Below are 19589 nucleotides of genomic sequence, written 5' to 3'. Positions count from 1 at the left end.
CGGAGGAGGCCCTCCTTCACAAAATAGTCGTTTTCCCGGAACCATTTACCGGGTGAACGCGAAAATGTAGTGTCGTCTCAATTGATCTCAGCTGGTCCCTAAAGCCAGCCATTTTTGGGGGAATCCTTGGACCTTGTCACTGCCCCGCGGTCGTCCGCGCCCAACCGTCCACGCCGCCTCCTCGCGCTGCTGACGACTTCCGTGCTGGTCGGGACCCTGGCTGGTCCCTTCATCGCGACTCCTGCCAGCGCAACGCCGCACTGGGAGGCCCCCGTCCGAGCAGATACGTTGCTGCCAGCCGCGGCACGTCCGGTGTACATGGGCCAACCCCAACTCAACGGCGATCCCACCGTAGGGGGCATCCTCAAGGCAGAACTGGGCGGATACGCTCCGTTCGTCATTCCCGAGGGTGGCACGCCCTCCTTCACCTATAAGTGGACCCGGGACGGCCAGGCCATAGCGGGTGCCACAGGCTCGACGTATCGGGCCACGTCTTCAGACCTCGGCAGGGTAGTGGCCGTCTTCGTCACAGTCTCTTACGACGCCGAATCACGGCTCACGCTACAAGCGGACTATCCGCTGAGGATCGCTGCCAAGCCCCGCGCCCGCGGGTTCAACGGCGACGACACCCTGGACATCTTTGCCCGCGATGCCTCCGGCCGCCTCCTCCTCTATCCCACTGACGGCCGGGGCAACTGGCGTGCAGCCCAGGTACTGGGGACGGGATGGAATGTTTTCAATACTCTGTTCTCTCCGGGAGACTTTGACGGTGACGGCACAGTGGACGTTATTGGCCGTGACGCGCAAGGGCGGTTGTTCCTCTACCAGGGCAACGGCACTGGAGGCTGGAAGAACGCCTTCCAGATTGGCCAGGGCTGGCAGAACTTCAAGACGATTTCGTCTGCCGGCGACTTCAATGGGGATGGAAGCAACGATCTGATTGTTGTCGACCAATGGCATCAAGCCATCCTCTATCCGGGCAACGGGCGGGGCGGATTCCTGCAGGCCTACGGCGTGGATACCTATTGGGTCAACGGCGATCCGGTCTTCACAGTGGGCCACTTCGGCGGGAAGAGCAATCTGGGAATCGTCAGCCGAAACTACGGCTATCTCCGGCTTTATGAAGCCAGTCGGAGTGGCCGGCTGGATGGCGGCCGCACGGATATCGGATGGGGGTTCAATGACTTCCCGTTTGTGGGTTCGGCAGGCGACTTCAATGGGGATGGCACTGTAGATATCTTCAGCGTTGACACCGCTGGACGGCTCACGATGTATTACAACAAGGGAGCCGGGTACCTGACCAGCGGCCGTCCGGACATCCGCTGGTACGGACAATCCACTGTCGGTTGGGGCTGGGGAGGGTTCACCGCCGTTTTCTAGGCCTAGTCGACGCTCTTGATCTTCACCACGAAAACAGCTCCCAGCAGGCCGATGACGGCGGCGGCTACGTATAGGGAGACATAACCGCCCCAGTAGGCGACAAACGGGAACGCGATCAATGGCGCTACAACCTGGGGCAGCGAGTTCGCAATGTTGATGATGCCCAGGTCCCTGCCGCGGTCCAGTGCTGTGGGCAGGACCTGGGTTATCAGCGCGAAGTCCACAGCGAGGTAGGCTCCGAATCCGATTCCCAGCACCAGCGCACCGGCAAGTCCGCCGATCCATGTGGGGGCGAAGGCAAGGATCAATGACGCCACAGCGATGATGACGGATGATGCGATCACCAACGGCTTTCGTTTACCCATCCTGTCGCTCAGCCGCCCGCCCACGACACTGGTGATGATCACGGTTACCGCATACAGGCCAGTGAGTATGAGAACGCCGAACTCTGGCTTGATTCCTTCAGTTTCCTCCAGATGCACGGCATCGCTGAGGAAGAAGAGCAGGTACAACGTCACCATGTGGTTGCCGGTGCTGACCAAAAGCCGAGTCAGCCAAGCCCACGCAAAGTCCGGGTAGCGTTTGGGCGAAACCCAAAAGCCCTTGAGGAAATCCGCCATGTTGAAGGGGGGACGCCCCGTTTGTGGCAGAGGCTGGTCATCGCTGTTGAAAAGATAAAGCACGACGCCGGCCAGCAGCGCTGCAGCGCACACCCAGTACCCAGCGGCGAAGTTACCCGCCACAACGGCGGCTATCACCGCGCCGACGAGGATACCCACCGTTTGTCCCATGGCCGCCAAACCGCCGACTGTACCGCGCTGGGGCACCGGAACGCGGTCCGGGACAGCAGCAGTGATGGCGGCGTACATCGCGTTGGCCCCGGCCTGCACAAGGCACCACAACACGGTCATGACGGCAACGTTGGGAGCACCGGCCAAGGCAACCAGTGCCACGGCTCCCAGGATGGCACCCATGAGCACCCAGGGAACACGGCGCCCGAACCTTGAGGTGGTGCGGTCGCTGAAGGCGCCGAACAGGGGGTTGGCCACCATGGAAACGGCCGCACCACAGCCGGTGACCAATGCCAGGATCGCTTCCTTCTGACCGTCATCGAAGTGGGCTGCCTGCTGGCCCAGCAGTACTTGGAGTGGTCCAAAGAAGGCGGCGTTGATGCCCAGGTTGACCAGTACCACTCCGGTGACCCAAAGCCGCCGCACTGGAAGTACCGGTTCGGCAAGCGCCGTGGTTCCGCCGCGGACAATGGCAGGATCCGGCACCGGACCCGGCAGGTCGGACAAGCTCATGGCAGGTTCCCCCTCATTTCAATGTTTGGACTCAGCCTAGCGCGGCGAAGCGACACTGAACCGCCGTCGAGCCTTTTATCCACATAGGCCGATAAATGGGCTGCTATGGCCCCCTCGCGAGCGTTAGTGTGGCCTCACAGCGATTGAGGAGAAGCATTGTGAGCGAGCAAGTGAATACGGCCGATCTCTACGACGAACGTGGTGAGGAACTGGAATCCGTAGCCATTCAATTCCACAACCTGGGTGGGCACACCCACTTCAGCGGGCCGGTACGCACCATACGGTGCTTTGAAGACAACGCCCTGGTGAAGACCATCCTCAACACCCCCGGCGAAGGAGCCGTTCTGGTCATTGATGGCCAGGCATCTCTGCGGACGGCCCTCATGGGAGACCTTATTGCGGCGAGTGCTGTGGCCAACGGCTGGTCCGGCGTGGTGATCAACGGAGCCATCAGGGACCGCGAGGCTATCTCCCGCCTGCCCCTTGGCGTCAAGGCCCTCGGGAGCAACCCGAAGAAGAGCGCCAAAACGGGAGTCGGCGAAGTGGACGTGGAACTGGTGATTGATCGCGTCCGCATCCAACCCGGCGCGATGATCTACTGCGACCCGGACGGCATCCTGATCGAGCGCTGACTCTTCGGTGGGCCCGACTTAGAGGGAAAGTGGAAGAAATATTCTCCCGGCGGGAATCAACCTGGCCGTAAGATAGTTACTGAAAGCAACTATCCTGCTTAATCCACTTTTCTGCCACCTCTGGAGAAGATATGTCCAAAACCACGCCCGTCCGGGCCGCCGGTGAGGTTCTGACCCATCGTCAGACGCTCACCGTCATGGTGGGACTCATGCTCGGCATGTTCCTGTCCTCGTTGGACCAGACCATTGTGTCCACGTCCATCTACACCATCGCGAACGATCTCGATGGCCTTTCGCTCCAAGCCTGGGCCACCACTGCGTACCTCATCACTTCAACCGTGAGCACCCCGCTCTATGGCAAGCTAAGCGATATCTTCGGTCGCCGCCCGCTGTACCTCGTGGCCATCGTGATCTTCCTGGTGGGGTCGCTTTACGCGGGGTCCGTCCACTCCATGACGGAGCTTGCCATCGCCCGCGGCATCCAAGGACTTGGAGCAGGTGGCTTGCTGGCCTTGGCGCTGACCATCATCGGCGACATCGTGGCGCTGAAGGACAGGGCCAAGTACCAGGGCTATTTCATGTCCGTCTTTGGCATTTCTTCCGTGCTCGGTCCGGTGATCGGCGGGGCCTTCGCGGGCTCCGCCAACATCCTGGGCTTCGAAGGCTGGCGTTGGGTGTTCTTCATCAATCTACCCATCGGGCTGGCCGCTCTTGTAGTGGTCTTCATGTACCTGCATCTGCCGGCGAGGCACGTCAAGCAGAAGATCGATTACTGGGGCGCAGCAGCCATTACTTTGGCCATTGTGCCGCTGCTGCTCGTGGCAGAACAGGGCCGCGTGTGGGGTTGGGCGTCAGGTGCGTCCTGGCTCTGCTACGGTCTCGGCGTCATCGGCATCGTGGCATTCCTGCTCGCCGAGAAGCGTGCCGGTGACTACGCATTGATTCCGCTGCGTCTCTTCAAGAACATGACGTTCGGTCTGTCATCGCTGCTGAACTTCATCATTGGTATCGGCATGTTCGGTGCCATCGCCATGCTGCCGATGTACTTGCAGTTGGTAAAGGGCCTCACCCCCACCGAGGCCGGCTTGATGATGATCACGTTCACGGTCGGCATCCTGTTCGGTTCCATTTCGGCCGGGCGCACCATCTCATCGTCCGGCGTCTACAGAATCTTCCCGATCACGGGCACGGCCATCCTGGCAGGCGCTGCCACCGTCATGGGTTTGGTTCTCGGCGTCGATACCGGTTTGTGGGTACCCGGCCTGATCGCCGTGTTCTTCGGCGTGGGACTCGGATTCTGCATGCAGCCGCTCACCCTGGCCATGCAGGTTTCCGTTCCGCCCAAGGACATGGGCGTGGGCACGTCCACGGCCGCCTTCTTCCGTTCGATGGGTGGCGCAGTAGGCACTGCCGTGTTCATCTCCATGTTGTTCAGCGTCGCGGCAGACAAGATCGCCGACGGCATGAAGACCGCTGCTTCCAGCCCGGACTACCAAGCGGTCATGAAGGACCCGGCCGTGGCATCCGATCCCGCCAACGCCAAGCTCTTTGACTTCTTCAAGAATGGCGCCAACAACGAATCCCTGAATGACACGAGCTGGCTCCACTCTGCCAACAGCACGCTGACCAGGCCTATCACCGAGGGCTTTGCCCAGGCGATCGATATCGTCATGCTCACGGCAGCCGGGCTCATGATCATTGCTTTCCTGATCAGCTTCGCATTGCCGAATAAGAAGCTGACCGATCCGAAGGCAGCAGCCAAGGAGTCGGTCCCGGCGCACTAATCGCCGGACATACAGAAACGACTCGTAAGGTTCCGTTTCACAGGTAGGCGATACAAAAGGAACGGCAGGCAGGTCTGCGGACCGCCTGCCGTTCTGCTGTGAACAGTCGTAATTCTCGTTGAACATCGCCCGCTTTTTCGGACGGTCTCGCCTAGTGCGAAGCCCTTATGAGCTCGATGGTCTGCTCCAGATCCCCGCGAAGGTCGCGGTCCCCCACGTCGGACGGCAAAGTGAAACCCGCCTGCATCATGGCCCGCAACCTGGGGCTGCTGAACTCCTCGGGTCGTCTCCCCTGCAGGCGAAGCGCCCGGGAAGCACACACAAGCTCGACGGCGGCGACAGTGGCAAGTGCGTCCGCCGTCGACTCCAACCGCGCTGTGGCTACGCTTGCAAAGCTGGCATCCTCCTCAGCGCCGAGCGAGAGCACCACGGTCTGCAGGCTAACCGGTTGGGCGTTGGCACGGATCCGGCCCACGGCGGCAGCGGCCACATATTCAAGCATCATCAGCCCCGACTGACCTGAACCGTCCTCAGCCAGGAAGGGGTGCAGGCCCGTGTATTTGGGGTCGCACAGGAGGTCGATCCTGCGCAGGTGGGTTGCACACGCCGCGCCGATAGCCAGTTGCAAAGCGTCCACGCGGCGGGCGAGGTTGGTCATTTGGAAGAGCCCGTGGTGGGCCACATCATTGCTGCCGTCGGACGGCGAGCCGTGTACGAGGGGATTCTCATTTCCTGCTGTGACAAGACGGCTCAGCAGAGTACCCAAGGCCTTGAGTTCCTCTGTTTGGGAACCAAAGACCTGCGGCAGCGTCCTCAAGCAATAGGGATCTTGGATCCGGGCGGGCTGGCCGCTGCCCTGGACCATTGCATGTAGCGCGTGTGCTGCATCGGCGACTGCGGACGTGTCAGCAGCGGCCGCAACGGGTGGGCTAAGGGCCTCGGGGTTGCCGGACATCGCAATGAAGGAGAGTGCGGACACTGACGCTGCGTTGCCCAAGAGCGTCGACAGTTTTTGGTGGGACAAGACCGCTTGACCAATAGTCAGCGCACTGGAGCTAATGAATGGCAGGGCATCAGCCGTGGCCCACCCCGTCAGGCGAACCGAAGCCTCATCCCCGCCCAACGGTGGACGTTCGCCAAGCATCGTGAGAGCCGTACCGGCAAGTGCCTGCAGGTCCGCAGTTCCGATTCCACCGAACTCCCGGACCTCAGGAACTGCGTCGGCATTGATGAGTTCCGCCAAGGCATCGGCAATGGCGGGGTTGATCCCTGATCCGCCGGCTGCCAGTTGGCTGAGCCTGACAACCAACATCGCACGGACGGTCCTGCGATCAAGCGGCTTGCCGGCGTCTACAGCGTGGCTGCGCAGAAGCTTCAGTCCGTGGGTGTCCTCACCGTCGGCTTCCATCAGGGAAACCGCGCGGTTCGCTCCGACGCCAGTGGATCGGCCATAGACCGGACGCTGCAGCGCCGTAGCTTCCGCAGACTTCCGCGATTCGTCCATTCGGACCACAGCTTCCGGCGCCAAGGTGACGTCCTCGCCGTCCGCGACTGCGGCGACGTCGGCCAACTCCAGTGTCAAGCCATCGATCACGATCATGAACCGATCCTTTCCATCAGTTTCCGGCTGTTAGTCCGTTTCCGGTGAAGTGCAGTAGAAGCAGTCCTCAGGACAAGACAACCGGGTTTGTCCTAAGCCTGCAGTGGCCCGGTAGGAGTATTCGTCCCGGGTCAGAGCCTGAGTCCTGGCATCAGGCTGGAGACCCAGCGGTGAGAGTTGTTCTGTCATCGTCCACCAGGGGTCAACTGAAACCCACTTCCTGCGTGAAAAAGCTTCCGAATCCCCGTCCTGGAAAGGACCCAGGGAATTGTTCCATCAGCGGCTCCAGCATCGACGGTCCCTCTAAAAGGGTCGTGGCCGCGTTTTGTCTTTGGCACCTGCGCTCCGGTCGCGACTGATGCCCGTCTTTCCGGGCGTTCCCTGTCCATGGTGCGTTTCCTCGCTCTCAGAGAGGTGTGGAGTTCTCCTACAAAACTGATCCTTGGGTTGTCCCAGGGCGGCTACGCAAATCTCATCTGCATAGCCTCCCTGGGATTCCTCCGAGATGTTGTTGCTAACGCGTGCCTACTTCTCGTTCATGGGGATGCGGACGCCGCGTTCGTTGGCGACGTCGATGGCGCGGTCGTAGCCGGCGTCGACGTGGCGGATGACGCCCATGCCGGGGTCGTTGGTCAACAGCCGTTCGAGTTTCTGGGCTGCCAGGTCAGTGCCGTCAGCGACCGAGACCTGGCCGGTGTGGATGGACCGGCCAATACCAACCCCACCGCCGTGATGGATGGACACCCAGGTAGCGCCCGAGGACGCAGCGGTCAGTGCGTTAAGCAACGGCCAGTCAGCAACAGCGTCCGAGCCGTCCTTCATTGACTCGGTCTCCCGGTACGGGGACGCGACCGAACCCGAGTCCAGGTGGTCACGGCCGATCACGATCGGGGCCTTGACCTTGCCCTCCTTCACGAGCTGGTTGAACAGCAACCCGGCCTTGGCCCGCTCGCCGTACCCGAGCCAGCAAATACGTGCCGGCAGGCCTTCGAATTCCACGCGGTCCGCGGCAGCGTCGAGCCACTTGTGCAGGTGCGTGTTCTCCGGGAACAACTCCTTGATCGCCTTGTCCGTCACGGCAATGTCTTCCGGGTCACCGGACAACGCCACCCAGCGGAACGGGCCAAGACCCTCGCAGAACAACGGGCGGATATACGCCGGGACGAAACCGGGGAACTCAAACGCCCGGTCATACCCACCCTTCCGGGCCTCGTCACGGATCGAGTTACCGTAATCAAACACCTCAGCACCGGCGTCCTGGAACTCCACCATCGCCTGGACCTGCCGGGCCATGGACGCCTGGGCCTTCTTCGTGAACCCGTCCGGATCAGCCTCGGCTTCGGTATGCCACTCCGCCACCGTGATGCCCTCGGGCAGGTACGACAACGGGTCATGCGCGGACGTCTGGTCGGTGACTACATCGAACGTCACTTCCCCGGCCTTGTGGCGGGCCAGCAGTTCGGGGAAGACCTCAGCGGCGTTGCCCACGTAACCGACGGACCAGCCACGGCGCTCATCCTTCGCGGCCTGGACCTTCGCGATCGCAGCATCCAGATCAGTTTCGACCTCATCCAGGTAGCGCTTGCCGGCGCGGCGACGCAGGCGGGTCTCATCCACATCCACAATCAGGCACGCGCCGTCGTTCAGGGTGACAGCCAGCGGCTGGGCGCCGCCCATGCCACCGCAACCACCGGTCAATGTCAGGGTCCCCGCCAGCGGACCCTCCGTCGAACCCGGCGCGGCAGCGCCTTCCAAAGACCGGGCCGGGTGGCGGCCCTCCGCGGCGAGCTTGTTCCCCACGGCGGCAAACGTCTCATACGTGCCCTGCAGGATGCCCTGCGTGCCGATGTAGATCCAGGACCCGGCGGTCATCTGGCCGTACATCATCAAACCCTCAGCCTCGAGGCGGCGGAACTCGGGCCACGTGGCCCAGTCCCCGACGAGGTTGGAGTTGGCGAGGAGAACCCGCGGTGCCCACTCATTCGTGCGGAACACACCCACCGGCTTCCCCGACTGCACCAGAAGGGTTTCATCCTTCTCCATGGTTTCCAGGGTCCGCGTAATCGCATCGAACGCGGCCCAGGAACGCGCTGCGCGGCCGGTGCCACCGTAGACGACCAGGTCGTCCGGACGTTCAGCGACCTCGGGATCCAGGTTGTTCATCAACATGCGCAACGGTGCCTCGGTCTGCCACGACTTGGCAGTGAGCTCAGTACCCCGCGCAGCCTTAACCGGACGGGCACCAGTGGTGAAATCGGCAGTCATTCTCTTTACTCCTCTACGAAACCGGCGAAACGAACCTGCAGGGACTAGCCCAGGTTCTTGGTCTTGAGCCATTCCTTGGCGATTTCGCCGATGTCCTCGAACTTGGCCACGCGGCCGTTCATCTTGATGAGATCCTCGGTGGTCAAGGCAGCGGAGACCTTGTCCAGCGTTTCCTTGATGGTGTCCGTGGACTTCTTCTCGTTGATGACCGGCACGATGTTCTCAGACAGGAAGAGGTTCTTGTTGTCTTCAAGCGCCACGAGGTTGTTTTCCGCCAGTGCGGGATCGGTGCTGAAGAGGTCAGCTACCTGTACCTGACCGGAGAGGAGAGCGTTCAGCGTGAGCGGACCACCGGCGTCGAGCGCTGAAAATTCCTTGAACTCCAGGTTGTACACCGACTTAAGGCCGGCAACGCCATTGAGGCGGGTCTTCCACTCCGGCGGGCCGCCCAACACGAGTTCCTTGGCGACGGGCTGGAGGTCTTCGATGGTCTTCAGCTTGTACTGATCGGCGATTTCCTTCTTAACGGTGAGGACGTCCTTGTCCTCCGCTTCGGAAGCAGTAAGCACTGCAAGGCCAGCCGGAATCTTGGTGGTCAGTTCCTTGGCGACATCCTCGGAAGAAACAGCCTTGGTGGCGGAGTCGAGGTATTGCAGGAGTGCGCCGCCGTATTCCGGCATGAGGTCGATGGAACCGTCCTTCAGTGCGGGGATAGTCACCTCGCGACTGCCAATGCTCGGCTTCTCGGTGACCTCGACGCCCTTGGCCTTAAGTGCTTCGGCGTAGATCTTGGCGATCAGCTGGCTTTCCGGGAAGTCCGCGGAACCGACGATAATACTGTCGCCCGAGGCACCTGCTGCGGCGGTATTGGACGAACTCATGGGGTCCCCGCCGCCACAGGCGCTCAGGGTGATGGCAGCAACGGCTGCCAGGGTGAATCCGGTGAGGTACTTCTTCATGTCAACTCTCCTGGGATGGGTGCTGCAGGGCATGCAGCGGCCAGATGGGGGGGTGGGGTGGAGGTGAATCTTGCGCGCGGAACCACGGGCGCGGGTGTTGGTTAGACCGTGGCGGGGGTCTTCACGGGTTCGGCCACAGCGGCCGACTTGATGGTGCGCCGGGTCAATCCGGGTGAGACAACGCGGCGGGTGATGAAGGCGAGAAGCTGGTCGAAGAACAGTGCCAGCAGGGCGACCAGAACGGCACCGGCGACCATTTGGCCGTAATCGTTCTGGGCCTTGCCGTCGATCAGGAGGCGACCCAGGCCGCCAAGCGAAATGTACGCGGCGATGGTCGCCGTCGAGATGATTTGCAGCAGGGCGCTGCGGACACCGGACAGAACCAGCGGAAGGGAACACGGCAGCTGGACGTCCGTGAGGATCTTCATGGTGCGGAAGCCCATGCCTTTTGCGGCGTCGACGGCGGCAGCATCCACTGCGCGCACGCCGGCATAGGTGTTGGTCAGGATGGGCGGAACTGCCAGCAGTACCAGCACAATGAGGCTGGGAAGGACGTAACCCATGCGGGACGGGAAGGCGGGCGAAATGAGCAGGACCAACAGGATCAGCAGACCGACACTGGGAAGTGCCCGGAGGGCGTTGGCAAGGCCGGCGATCATGAACACGCCCTTGCCTGTCACCCCAATGTAGATACCCAGGGGCACCGCGATGATGGCCGCAATGGCCAAGGCAATAAGCGAGTACAGGAGGTGCTCGGCGATCAGCGTTGGGATGCCGTCTGCGCCGCTCCAGTGTGCGGGGTCAAACAAGTAGTTCACGATGCCACCACCTTGGGGGTCCACGGTGTCAGCCACCGGTTGATAAGGATGATCAGCCCGTCCAGGATCATGGCCAGGACCACGCACAGCACAATGCCGGCGATGATCGGAGTGTAGAAACGGAGTTGGAAGCCCTGTGTGAAGAGTGAACCGAGCTGCGGTATACCCAGCAGGGCGGCCACGGAGACGAGGCTGACGTTGGAGACGGCGGCGACGCGCAAGCCTGCGCAAATCACCGGAACACCGACGGGAAGTTCAACCTTCAGGAGGCTCTGGTAGCCGCGGTAACCCATGGCTTTGGCGGCCTGGACGGTGTCTTCGGGAACGGAATCAAGGGCATCGGCGACTACGCGAACCAGCAGGGCCACGGTGTAGATGGTCAGTGCCGCCACGATGTTGAGCGGGTCCAGGATCTTGGTACCCAGGACCAGCGGAAGCAGTACAAACAGTGCAAGGGAAGGGACGGTGTACAGCAGGCCGGCAACACCCACCAAGAGCGGGTAGATCCGCCGGCTGCGGTGCGCCCACCAGCCAAGAGGCAGTGCGATGAGAAGCCCCAGGATCAGCGGGGTGACGGCCAGCAGGACATGCCAGCCGAGCAGGAACACAATGTTGTCGAACTGGCGGCCCAGCCATTCGAAGTTCATCAGATCGTCTCCAAGTGAGGTTCGGCCTCGATGGCCTTGACCACGTCCGTTGCAGAGACGGTCCCGACCAGTTCGCCATGCTCATTGACGACTACGCCGCGGCGGCTCGGCGAGGAAAGGGCCGCATCCAGCAGTTGACGCATGGTGCCTGATGCTGCTGCCGGGATACCGCTCAGATTCAGGTTCTCCCGCTTCACCTCACCGTTGAGAAGCTGCGGCTGAGCCCAACCGAGAGGCTTCCGGCCGCCGTCGACCACCAACACCCAAGCACCCAGCGCCTTGGCGCGGGCTTCATCCGCTGAATCACCGAGCTGAACTACAGCTTCCTCGCCAATAGCTACGGTGCCGGCTGTTTTCGTAAATCCGAGCGAGCGGTAGCCACGGTCACGGCCCACAAAGTCGGCAACGAACTCATCTGCAGGCGCGGTCAGCAGCTCGGAGGGAGACGCCATTTGCGCCAGCTTGCCGCCCACGCGCATCACGGCCACCTGATCCCCGAGTTTCAGGGCCTCGTCGATGTCATGGGTGACCATGATGATGGTCTTGCCGATCTCGCGCTGCAGGCGAAGGAACTCCTCCTGGAGCTGGGCGCGCACTACAGGGTCAACAGCACTGAAGGGCTCGTCCATCAGCATGAACGCAGGGTCCGAGGCGAGCGCCCGGGCAACACCGACGCGCTGCTGCTGTCCGCCGGAGAGCTGCCAGGGATACCGTTTGGCGAAGCTCGCGGGCAATCCGACGCGCTCCATCAATTCGAGCGCCTTGGTCCGGGCCTTTTGGCGGCTTTCCCCCAGCAGGAGCGGCATGGTGGACACGTTGTCAACGATGGTCTTGTGCGGGAAGAGTCCTGCGTGCTGGATGACGTAGCCGATCCTGCGGCGGAGCAACGCTGCGTCCATGCCGGAGGTGGGCTGATCATCCAGGTAGATGGTGCCGCTGGTGGGTTCGATGAGGCGGTTGATCATCCTTAGGGAAGTGGTCTTGCCGCATCCGGAAGGACCAACAAGAATGGTCAACTTTCCGGTGGGAGCCTCCAGGTTGAGGCCGTCGACTGCCACCGTACCGTCAGGGTACGCCTTGGTGACATTTTCAAATTTGATCATTTCTTTTCCATGCTTTCCTGGGGCACTTCATGGTTTCCGTCGGGTTCCACGAGGAGGTTGTCGGCAACCTTCACCAGTTCCTCGCCAAATGTCTGGGCCTTCGCCTCGTCCAAGCGGTAGCTGGGCACCACGATGCTGAGGGCTGCCACTGTACGGCCGCCGATCACAATGGGTGCGGCGACGGCCGTGATGTCGTCTTCAACGCCGCTCCGCACAATGGCGTAACCGCGGCCGTTCTGCCCACCGGTCAGCACCTTGCCGGCCGCGGAGCCCTCCAGCGGGATGCTCCTGCCGACCCAACTGGTGTGCCGGACAGAGCGGGTACCTTCGACGATGGCGATGTAGATTCCGGTTTCCCCAGCACCGGGAATGCTCAAGTAGCAGGACTCGCCCGTTTCAGCCACAAGCCGCTTCATGTGCGGCGTGCACAGCGACACCAGGGACTCCTGTCCCAGAGCCAGAGCTCCCAACTGAATGACACTGGCTCCCGGGCGGAAATTGCCCCCGGGATCCCGCGTCACGAATCCGCTGCCTTCGAGGGTTCGGAGGAGGCGGAGCGCGGTGCTGGCTGACAGATCAACCACACGCGCTGCGTCGCTCAGGCTGATGGAGCCGTCAGTGCAGACTGCACTGAGGAGGGCCAATGCCCTCTCGACTGTCCGTGTGGAAGAATCCGCTGCCACTGCGTGACCTGCTTTCAAGTGGTCTACATCACCATGTCTTGCCACTTAGTAAAAATCAATTTTCATCAAATGGCAAGAGTTTTTTTAAAAACACGAGATCTTCGCGGCTACGTGACGCCGGATGTCCCACCGAAAAGCCGGCATGTTTCCGCAGTGTAAATACTCACGCGAACCCTTGCCATGGGCTGGCATCTGGTTTTTACTTGGTGGCAGTCTTCAATCGGAGGAAAACGTGGAAACCGTCAATCAACTCCTGTCCTCAATCCAGGATGTGGGCCGCGACGCGGTGCGCGGAGGATACTCAAGGGCCGTCTACACCACGCCTGAGCTCGACCTTAGACAGTGGTTCGTTGAGCAAGCCCAACACCGAGGCCTCGACGTCGAGACGGATCGCAACGGGATAATGTGGGCGTGGTGGGGCAAGCCCCAAGAGGGCGCACTCGTCACTGGGAGCCATCTGGATTCAGTACCCGGCGGCGGCGCATTCGACGGGCCGCTGGGCGTCGCTTCTGCGTTGGCCGCCGTCGATATCCTCAAAGCCCGGGGGTTCCAGCCTCCAAGATCGCTTGCGGTCACCGTTTTTCCTGAGGAAGAAGGATCCCGCTTTGGCGTCGCCTGCCTGGGGTCGCGACTCCTCACAGGTGCGATAGACACCGACAAGGCCCTGAACCTGCGGGATATCAACGGTGACACCTTCGCCGACGTCGCTGGCGCCAACGGTTTGGATCCGCGTCACATAGGCCCGGATCCGGTAGCCATGGCGCGTATCGGCGACTTCGTCGAACTGCACGTTGAACAAGGAAAGGGGCTGGGGCAGGATGGCCCCGCCGTCGCTGTAGGGAGTTCAATCCTGGGGCACGGGCGCTGGAAAATCAGTGTCAGCGGCCAGGGAAACCATGCCGGCACCACGCTCATGGCGGACCGCGCCGACCCAATGGTCACGGCCGCAGAGATCGTCCTCGCCGTTCGCGAAACGGCGGCCAGGCAGCCGGACGCCCGGGCCACCGTAGGCCGCTTGACGCCGGTTCCGGGCGGAACCAACGTCATCGCCTCGCGCGTGGATCTTTGGCTGGACGCCCGTCATCCCGACGACGCCGTGACAGCTCAGCTCATCGAGGGAATCTACCGTGCAGCCCAGGATGTCGCAGCCGCAGAAGGTTGCACCGTAACGCTCACGGAAGAGTCGTACAGCGATACTGTCCACTTTGATGCCGGCCTAAGTCGTCGTATCACCGGTTTACTGCCAGGCGCTCCCGTCCTGGCAACCGGCGCGGGGCATGACGCTGGTGTACTGGCCGGCTACGTTCCCTCCGCCATGGTTTTTGTCCGCAATCCCAGCGGCATTTCGCATTCGCCGGAGGAATACGTGGCCGATGAGGACGCCTCGGCCGGTGCCCTTGCCCTCGCTGATGTTTTGGAGGGACTGCTGTGAACGCCTTCTGGTGCGAGACGGCCGTCATCGCCAGCGACGACGGCGACGGCGGACTTACAGAGGTTGCCACCGGCGTACGTGTGGAAACCAGCAATGGCCGCATCTCCGCCATCCACACCGGCGTCCAGCCCCTGCCCGGCGACACAACACTGGCGGGTGTCGCCTTCCCCGCAGCTGCCAACGCACACTCCCACGCCTTCCACAGGATCCTTCGCGGAAGAACCCATGATGGACACGGAGATTTCTGGGTGTGGCGGGAGCAAATGTACAGGAGCGCTTCCGAGCTGACTCCTGAGAAGTACCAGAAGCTCGCTACTGCCGTCTTCGCCGAAATGGTAGTCAGCGGATTCAGCAGCGTGGCCGAATTCCATTACGTCCATCACCAACCCGCAGGCGCGCCCTATGCGGAACCACATGCCATGGAGCTGGCCCTTGCCCGGGCAGCCGTGTCTGCCGGGATCCGCCTCACACTTTTGGACACGCTGTATCTGACGGGCGGAATTGGCACACCCCTGAGCCCCGAGCAAGCAAGGTTCGGGGACGCGGATGCACTGGCTTGGCTGGACCGGCTGGCCTCCCTTCGGGCTGCGATAGCAGAGGAGTTTCCGCCAGAGGCGGTGGGCGTCGGAGCTGCCCTGCACTCCGTCCGTGCGGTGCCGGAAAAGGCCCTGAAGATTGTTGCCAAGCAGCTACCACGGGACATTCCGCTGCACATCCACCTGAGCGAACAACCTGCTGAAAATGACGCATGCATGGAGGCCTACGGCACCACCCCGACCGGACTCTTGGAACGCCACGGCCTCCTGTCTTCCAGGCTTTCAGCTGTCCATTCCACGCACTTGACCCCGGAAGACATCGCTTTGCTCGGCGGAGCATCCACCACCGTGGTGATGTGTCCAAGCACGGAAGCCGATCTCGCAGACGGGATCGGCCCTGCGCGGGAACTCTGCGACGCCGGAGCCACCATCGCCCTGGGCACTGACCAGCATGCGGTGATCGACCCTTGGATTGAAATGCGGACCTTGGAACATGGGGAACGGCTGGGCAGCGGGCAACGCGGAAGGTTCTCGCCCGGGGAACTGCTGGGCGCGGCCACTGAAGGAGCCACGCATTCCATGGCCACCCCCATAGCCCCACAGGCTCTCCAGGTGGGTGGGGTTTGCGACCTCATGGTCATCAATCCCGCCTCCACCCGGACCGCGGGATCCCGGCCCATGCAGCTGGCTTTCAGTGCGACGGCGAGTGATGTCACGCAGGTGGTCATCGGTGGCGAACTGATCGCTTCGAACGGGGTGCACGCGCGTCTTGGGGCTCCAGGGGCCCTCCTGACCGAAGCGCTCCAGGAATTCTCCTAACGCCGCCAGTAGCTCCATGAGGTGACGACGGCGGGGCGACCTTTGACCACTTATGGGACGGCCCGCCGTCGCGCTTTGCGTTCAAGTAGTTCCGCCAGTGGCCCCTCTTTTGGCACCCCAGGGAACACTAAAGCACCGCCCAGCGAACACTCAGTCCCCAAACAGGCAGCTATACGTTAATAACCTGAATGCATGTCACGTCGGTCACTTGACTGGAACTGGAGCGATATGACGTGCCACACTGTGTAGCGCGAGTGCACCGGCGTCCCCGTCGGAACAGCCGACGACGTCCCGCACCTCGCTCCCACAACACCATTCCCCAAGGGAGACCCATGTCCAGTTCCAGCACCGAAGGCGCGCCCCCCGTTTCGCGGAAAGTGATCGGCCTGGCCGTCGCCGGCGCGGTGGGCGGCTTCCTCTTCGGCTTCGATTCCTCCGTGGTCAACGGCGCCGTGGACGCGATGGCGGACGAGTTCGTCATGAGCGAGGCATTGACCGGCTTCGCCGTTGCTGTTGCCTTGCTGGGGTGCGCCGCCGGCGCCTATTTTGCCGGCAAGATTGCCGACCGCTACGGACGCATCCCGGCCATGAAGATCGGTGCCCTGCTCTTCCTGGTGAGCGCCATCGGCACAGGCCTTGCCTTCAGCGTGTGGGACCTGATTTTCTGGCGCCTGGTCGGCGGCCTGGGCATCGGCCTTGCCTCGGTCATTGCTCCCGCCTATATCTCCGAGATTTCGCCCCGCCACGTCCGTGGCCGCCTGGCTTCGCTCCAGCAGCTCGCCATCACCACAGGCATCTTCGCCGCACTGCTCTCTGACGCAGTTCTTGCCAACTCGGCAGGCGGCGCCGGCGGCACGCTGTGGCTTGGTATCGAGGCATGGCGCTGGATGTTTATCGCCTGCGCCGTTCCGGCAGCGGTGTACGGCTGGATCGCGTACCGTTTGCCCGAGTCCCCTCACTTCCTGGTGCTCAACGGCAAGGAAGACCAAGCCCGTACCATCTTCAACAAGCTCATCCCCGGCGACGACATCGAGCGGCACATCCGCGAAATCCGCGAATCCATCCAGCAGGAAAAGCTCTCCACCAAGAAGGGCTCCCTGCGCGGCAACAGGTTCGGCCTGCTGCCAGTAGTGTGGATCGGCATCATCCTGTCCGTACTGCAGCAGTTCGTCGGCATCAACGTCATCTTCTACTACTCCACCACGCTGTGGAAGGCTGTCGGATTCCAGGAAAAGGACTCCCTGACGATCTCCGTCGCCACGTCAGTGACCAACATCCTGGTAACCCTCGTGGCCATCGCTTTGGTGGACCGCATCGGACGACGACCCATCCTGCTCACCGGCTCCATCGGCATGGCTGTTTCCCTTGGCGTCATGGCGCTGGCCTTCTCTTCGGCAACCGGGTCCGGCTCGGAAATCACGCTTCCCGGCGCTTGGGGCCCTGTTGCCCTGGTTGCCGCCAACGTGTTCGTGATCAGCTTTGGCGCCTCGTGGGGTCCGCTCGTGTGGGTGCTGCTGGGTGAGATCTTCCCGTCCCGCATCCGCGCCCGCGCTCTGGGCCTTGCTGCCGCCGCTCAGTGGATTGCGAACTTCGCCATCACGCTCAGCTTCCCCGTCATGGCGGCAGGTTCACTCCCGCTGACGTACGCCATGTACGCGGCGTTCGCTGCGGCGTCGTTCTTCTTTGTGATGTTCAAGGTTCCTGAAACGAACGGCATGTCCCTGGAGCAGGCCGAAACGTTGTTCGTTCCCAAGGGAGCGCCGGTGGCACCGTTGCCGGTGGCTTCCGACGAAGCCAAGTAGACGCGAAAGAGGCCCGGCGGATTAAATCCGCCGGGCCTTTCCGTGTTTAAGGGTTCAGTCAGGTGCAGGCCATTACACGAGGTGCGGCTCGTGGGACTTCAGGTACCCACGGCCACCGATGGAGATGACGATCGCGATCACCATGGCAACCGCGCCCGCAAAGAACGGAACCTGCGGCCCGAAGTGCTCGCCGAGCTGGGCTGCCGCGAAGGGAGCCAGCGCACCGCCCATCCAGCGCACGAAGTTGTAACCAGCCGAAGCGACAGGACGGGGCGAATCAGAAACGCCCATGGCCAGTTCGGTGTAGACCGTGTTGTTGATGCCCAGCAGTGCACCCGCCACGATGACAAGCACGACGACGGCAGTCACCGAGTGCCCAGCGGCCAGTCCCAGCCCCACCAGGTCAAGCATGAGGACAGCCAGCGTGCCGGTCAGGACCTTCACTGCGCCGAAACGCCTCTGCAGAACGGGAGCAACGAATACCGAGAATACGGCGACGGCGACACCCCACCCGAAAAACACTCCCCCGATGCCGTAGGCGTCCATGCCCAGGATGAACGGTGTGAAGGCAAGAATGGTGAAGAACCCGTAGTTGTAGAAGAGCGCACTGGCAGCAGTCGTGCGGAGTCCCTTGTGGCCCAATGCCAGGAGCGGGTCACGCAAGCGGGACTTCTTTGCCGGGGCGGGCGTCTTCGGCAGGAGAGCCAGAAGTGCCACAAAGGCTGCCGCCATGAGGACAGCGGTACCAAAGAACGGGGCGCGCCACTGCCACCCGCCCAGGAGTGCGCCCAAGAGTGGGCCGAGCGAGATACCCAGGCCGAGGGCTGCTTCGTAAAGGATGATGGCCGTGCCGGTTCCACCGCTGGCCACACCGACGATCACGGCAAGGGCTGTGGCAACGAACAAGGCATTACCGAGGCCCCAGCCGGCGCGGAACCCGACCAATTGTTCAACGCTGCCGGAGAGGCCGGACAACGATGCGAACACCACGATGATGGCCAGGCCAATCAGCAGCGTTTTCTTTCCACCGATCCGTGACGACACGAAGCCACTGATCAACATGGCGATGGCTGTCACCAGGAAGTAGCTGGTAAACAGCAACGACACTTCGCTGGTGGATGCCTCAAGGTTCTTGGCAATTGCCGGCAGGATGGGGTCCACCAGGCCGATGCCCATGAAGGCAAAAACGGCGGCGAGGGCGGTGGCCCACACGGCCTTTGGCTGCTTGAGGAAGGAAGCTTTTTCAGCCTCCAGCGTGGGTTCGAGGGTTGTTTCGGCGCTTGCTGAAGCGTCAGCCAACTGGCGTGACATTCAATGGCTCCTTGTCGGTGCTGGATTCCAGCTGTGCTGGATTTTCTTAGTTCTGGAACGAGCTGTTGAGCTTGGCGATCACGGGCAATGCCGCGGCGAGCTGCCCGATTTCCTCGCTGCTGAGGTCCTGAAGCAGTTCGGCCACCATGGCGTTGCGCCGATGATTGGCAGACTCGACGGCGGACGCCCCGGCCTCGGTGATGACCACTTGGACTGCTCGCGAATCGTCCGGATCCTGCTGGCGGGTGACCAGGCCGGTGCGCTCGAGCTTGATGATTTGCTCGGTGGCGCTGGGGACTTTGATGCCCAGGTTCTTGGCGATGTCGCCCACGCGAAGGCCGTCGTCGGAGATCATGGACAGCAGGCTGAGCTGCGCGGCGGTAAGGTCGCCTTCAGGATCGAGGCGGCGAAACATGTACACGCCGAGTCGTAGCGATTCGCGAAATTCCTGCGCGAGATCAAGTAACCGGGGATCAAAAGAGCTCATATTTAGGTATCCTAATAGTTAGGGAAC

16 protein-coding genes are annotated in these 19589 nt (G+C 62.1%); 6 read left to right on the top strand and 10 right to left on the bottom strand.

Annotated elements, in window-relative coordinates; translation table 11 throughout:
- The first annotated feature begins 126 nt into the window (after positions 1-126).
- Positions 127-1380, top strand: a complete 1254-nt coding sequence (locus ACIQLI_RS19085; protein ID WP_400391231.1) for an FG-GAP-like repeat-containing protein — start codon at positions 127-129, stop codon at positions 1378-1380.
- Between the two features lie 2 nt (positions 1381-1382).
- On the opposite strand, the gene ACIQLI_RS19080 is transcribed toward ACIQLI_RS19085, so the two are convergent.
- Positions 1383-2684: an MFS transporter gene (locus ACIQLI_RS19080; RefSeq protein WP_354232882.1), complete on the bottom strand. Its 1302-nt coding sequence runs from the start codon at positions 2682-2684 to the stop codon at positions 1383-1385.
- Between the two features lie 158 nt (positions 2685-2842).
- Between ACIQLI_RS19080 and rraA the strand changes: the two genes are divergently transcribed.
- Entirely contained in the window at positions 2843-3316 is a 474-nt protein-coding gene (rraA, locus tag ACIQLI_RS19075; protein ID WP_400391228.1) for a ribonuclease E activity regulator RraA, read from the top strand.
- A 131-nt stretch (positions 3317-3447) separates the two neighbouring features.
- Positions 3448-5100, top strand: a complete 1653-nt coding sequence (locus tag ACIQLI_RS19070) for an MDR family MFS transporter (RefSeq protein WP_354232884.1) — start codon at positions 3448-3450, stop codon at positions 5098-5100.
- A 151-nt stretch (positions 5101-5251) separates the two neighbouring features.
- Here ACIQLI_RS19070 and ACIQLI_RS19065 read toward each other — a convergent pair whose 3' ends face one another.
- The 7 genes from ACIQLI_RS19065 to ACIQLI_RS19035 all read right to left on the bottom strand — a co-directional run bounded on the left by ACIQLI_RS19065 (position 5252) and on the right by ACIQLI_RS19035 (position 13220).
- Positions 5252-6700 (bottom strand): aromatic amino acid lyase, encoded by a 1449-nt coding sequence (locus ACIQLI_RS19065; RefSeq protein ID WP_400391225.1) that lies wholly within the window; start codon positions 6698-6700, stop codon positions 5252-5254.
- A 525-nt stretch (positions 6701-7225) separates the two neighbouring features.
- Entirely contained in the window at positions 7226-8965 is a 1740-nt protein-coding gene (locus ACIQLI_RS19060) for a urocanate hydratase (RefSeq protein ID WP_400391222.1), read from the bottom strand.
- Positions 8966-9009: 44 nt separating this feature from the next.
- Positions 9010-9924 carry an ABC transporter substrate-binding protein gene (locus tag ACIQLI_RS19055; RefSeq protein WP_354232498.1) on the bottom strand — a complete coding sequence of 305 codons (915 nt, stop codon included), beginning with the start codon at positions 9922-9924 and terminating at the stop codon, positions 9010-9012.
- 101 nt (positions 9925-10025) lie between these two features.
- Positions 10026-10778 carry an ABC transporter permease gene (locus ACIQLI_RS19050; RefSeq protein ID WP_400391219.1) on the bottom strand — a complete coding sequence of 251 codons (753 nt, stop codon included), beginning with the start codon at positions 10776-10778 and terminating at the stop codon, positions 10026-10028.
- The gene (locus ACIQLI_RS19045) at positions 10739-11389 is read right to left on the bottom strand and encodes an ABC transporter permease (RefSeq protein WP_014923069.1); all 651 of its coding nucleotides are present in this window, start codon (positions 11387-11389) and stop codon (positions 10739-10741) included. The genes ACIQLI_RS19050 and ACIQLI_RS19045 overlap by 40 nt, the downstream gene beginning before the upstream one ends.
- Entirely contained in the window at positions 11389-12492 is a 1104-nt protein-coding gene (locus ACIQLI_RS19040; RefSeq protein WP_400391211.1) for an ATP-binding cassette domain-containing protein, read from the bottom strand. Before ACIQLI_RS19040 ends, ACIQLI_RS19045 begins: the two co-directional genes overlap by 1 nt.
- A complete protein-coding gene (locus ACIQLI_RS19035) occupies positions 12489-13220 on the bottom strand; it encodes an IclR family transcriptional regulator (RefSeq protein WP_400391209.1) in 732 nt (243 codons plus the stop codon). Before ACIQLI_RS19035 ends, ACIQLI_RS19040 begins: the two co-directional genes overlap by 4 nt.
- A gap of 187 nt (positions 13221-13407) precedes the next feature.
- On the opposite strand from ACIQLI_RS19035, the gene ACIQLI_RS19030 reads away from it, so the two are divergent.
- The 3 genes from ACIQLI_RS19030 to ACIQLI_RS19020 all read left to right on the top strand — a co-directional run bounded on the left by ACIQLI_RS19030 (position 13408) and on the right by ACIQLI_RS19020 (position 17764).
- A complete protein-coding gene (locus ACIQLI_RS19030) occupies positions 13408-14607 on the top strand; it encodes an allantoate amidohydrolase (protein WP_400391206.1) in 1200 nt (399 codons plus the stop codon).
- On the top strand, positions 14604-15962 hold the full coding sequence (locus ACIQLI_RS19025; RefSeq protein ID WP_400391203.1) for a formimidoylglutamate deiminase: 1359 nt from the start codon (positions 14604-14606) through the stop codon (positions 15960-15962). Before ACIQLI_RS19030 ends, ACIQLI_RS19025 begins: the two co-directional genes overlap by 4 nt.
- Positions 15963-16294: 332 nt before the next feature.
- On the top strand, positions 16295-17764 hold the full coding sequence (locus ACIQLI_RS19020; RefSeq protein WP_400391200.1) for a sugar porter family MFS transporter: 1470 nt from the start codon (positions 16295-16297) through the stop codon (positions 17762-17764).
- Positions 17765-17836: 72 nt separating this feature from the next.
- Here ACIQLI_RS19020 and ACIQLI_RS19015 read toward each other — a convergent pair whose 3' ends face one another.
- Positions 17837-19075, bottom strand: coding sequence for an MFS transporter (locus ACIQLI_RS19015; RefSeq protein WP_354232507.1), 1239 nt, complete (start codon positions 19073-19075; stop codon positions 17837-17839).
- Between the two features lie 46 nt (positions 19076-19121).
- Positions 19122-19562 (bottom strand): MarR family transcriptional regulator, encoded by a 441-nt coding sequence (locus ACIQLI_RS19010; RefSeq protein WP_354232508.1) that lies wholly within the window; start codon positions 19560-19562, stop codon positions 19122-19124.
- Positions 19563-19589: the final 27 nt, after the last annotated feature.

This window comes from Paenarthrobacter sp. NPDC091669 (genome assembly GCF_044756725.1).
GTDB classification, from domain to species: domain Bacteria; phylum Actinomycetota; class Actinomycetes; order Actinomycetales; family Micrococcaceae; genus Arthrobacter; species Arthrobacter bambusae_C.
Note: the sequence above shows the minus strand (reverse complement) of the source record. Positions and strands in the feature narration are given on the sequence as shown.

Coding starts and splice junctions, on each gene's coding strand:
- ACIQLI_RS19055 (WP_354232498.1), bottom strand. CDS start 9,924: ATGAAGAAGTACCTCACCGGATTCACCCTGGCAGCCGTTGCTGCCATC.
- ACIQLI_RS19020 (WP_400391200.1), top strand. CDS start 16,295: ATGTCCAGTTCCAGCACCGAAGGCGCGCCCCCCGTTTCGCGGAAAGTG.
- ACIQLI_RS19070 (WP_354232884.1), top strand. CDS start 3,448: ATGTCCAAAACCACGCCCGTCCGGGCCGCCGGTGAGGTTCTGACCCAT.
- ACIQLI_RS19015 (WP_354232507.1), bottom strand. CDS start 19,075: ATGTCACGCCAGTTGGCTGACGCTTCAGCAAGCGCCGAAACAACCCTC.
- ACIQLI_RS19060 (WP_400391222.1), bottom strand. CDS start 8,965: ATGACTGCCGATTTCACCACTGGTGCCCGTCCGGTTAAGGCTGCGCGG.
- ACIQLI_RS19065 (WP_400391225.1), bottom strand. CDS start 6,700: ATGATCGTGATCGATGGCTTGACACTGGAGTTGGCCGACGTCGCCGCA.
- ACIQLI_RS19010 (WP_354232508.1), bottom strand. CDS start 19,562: ATGAGCTCTTTTGATCCCCGGTTACTTGATCTCGCGCAGGAATTTCGC.
- ACIQLI_RS19045 (WP_014923069.1), bottom strand. CDS start 11,389: ATGAACTTCGAATGGCTGGGCCGCCAGTTCGACAACATTGTGTTCCTG.
- ACIQLI_RS19040 (WP_400391211.1), bottom strand. CDS start 12,492: ATGATCAAATTTGAAAATGTCACCAAGGCGTACCCTGACGGTACGGTG.
- ACIQLI_RS19080 (WP_354232882.1), bottom strand. CDS start 2,684: ATGAGCTTGTCCGACCTGCCGGGTCCGGTGCCGGATCCTGCCATTGTC.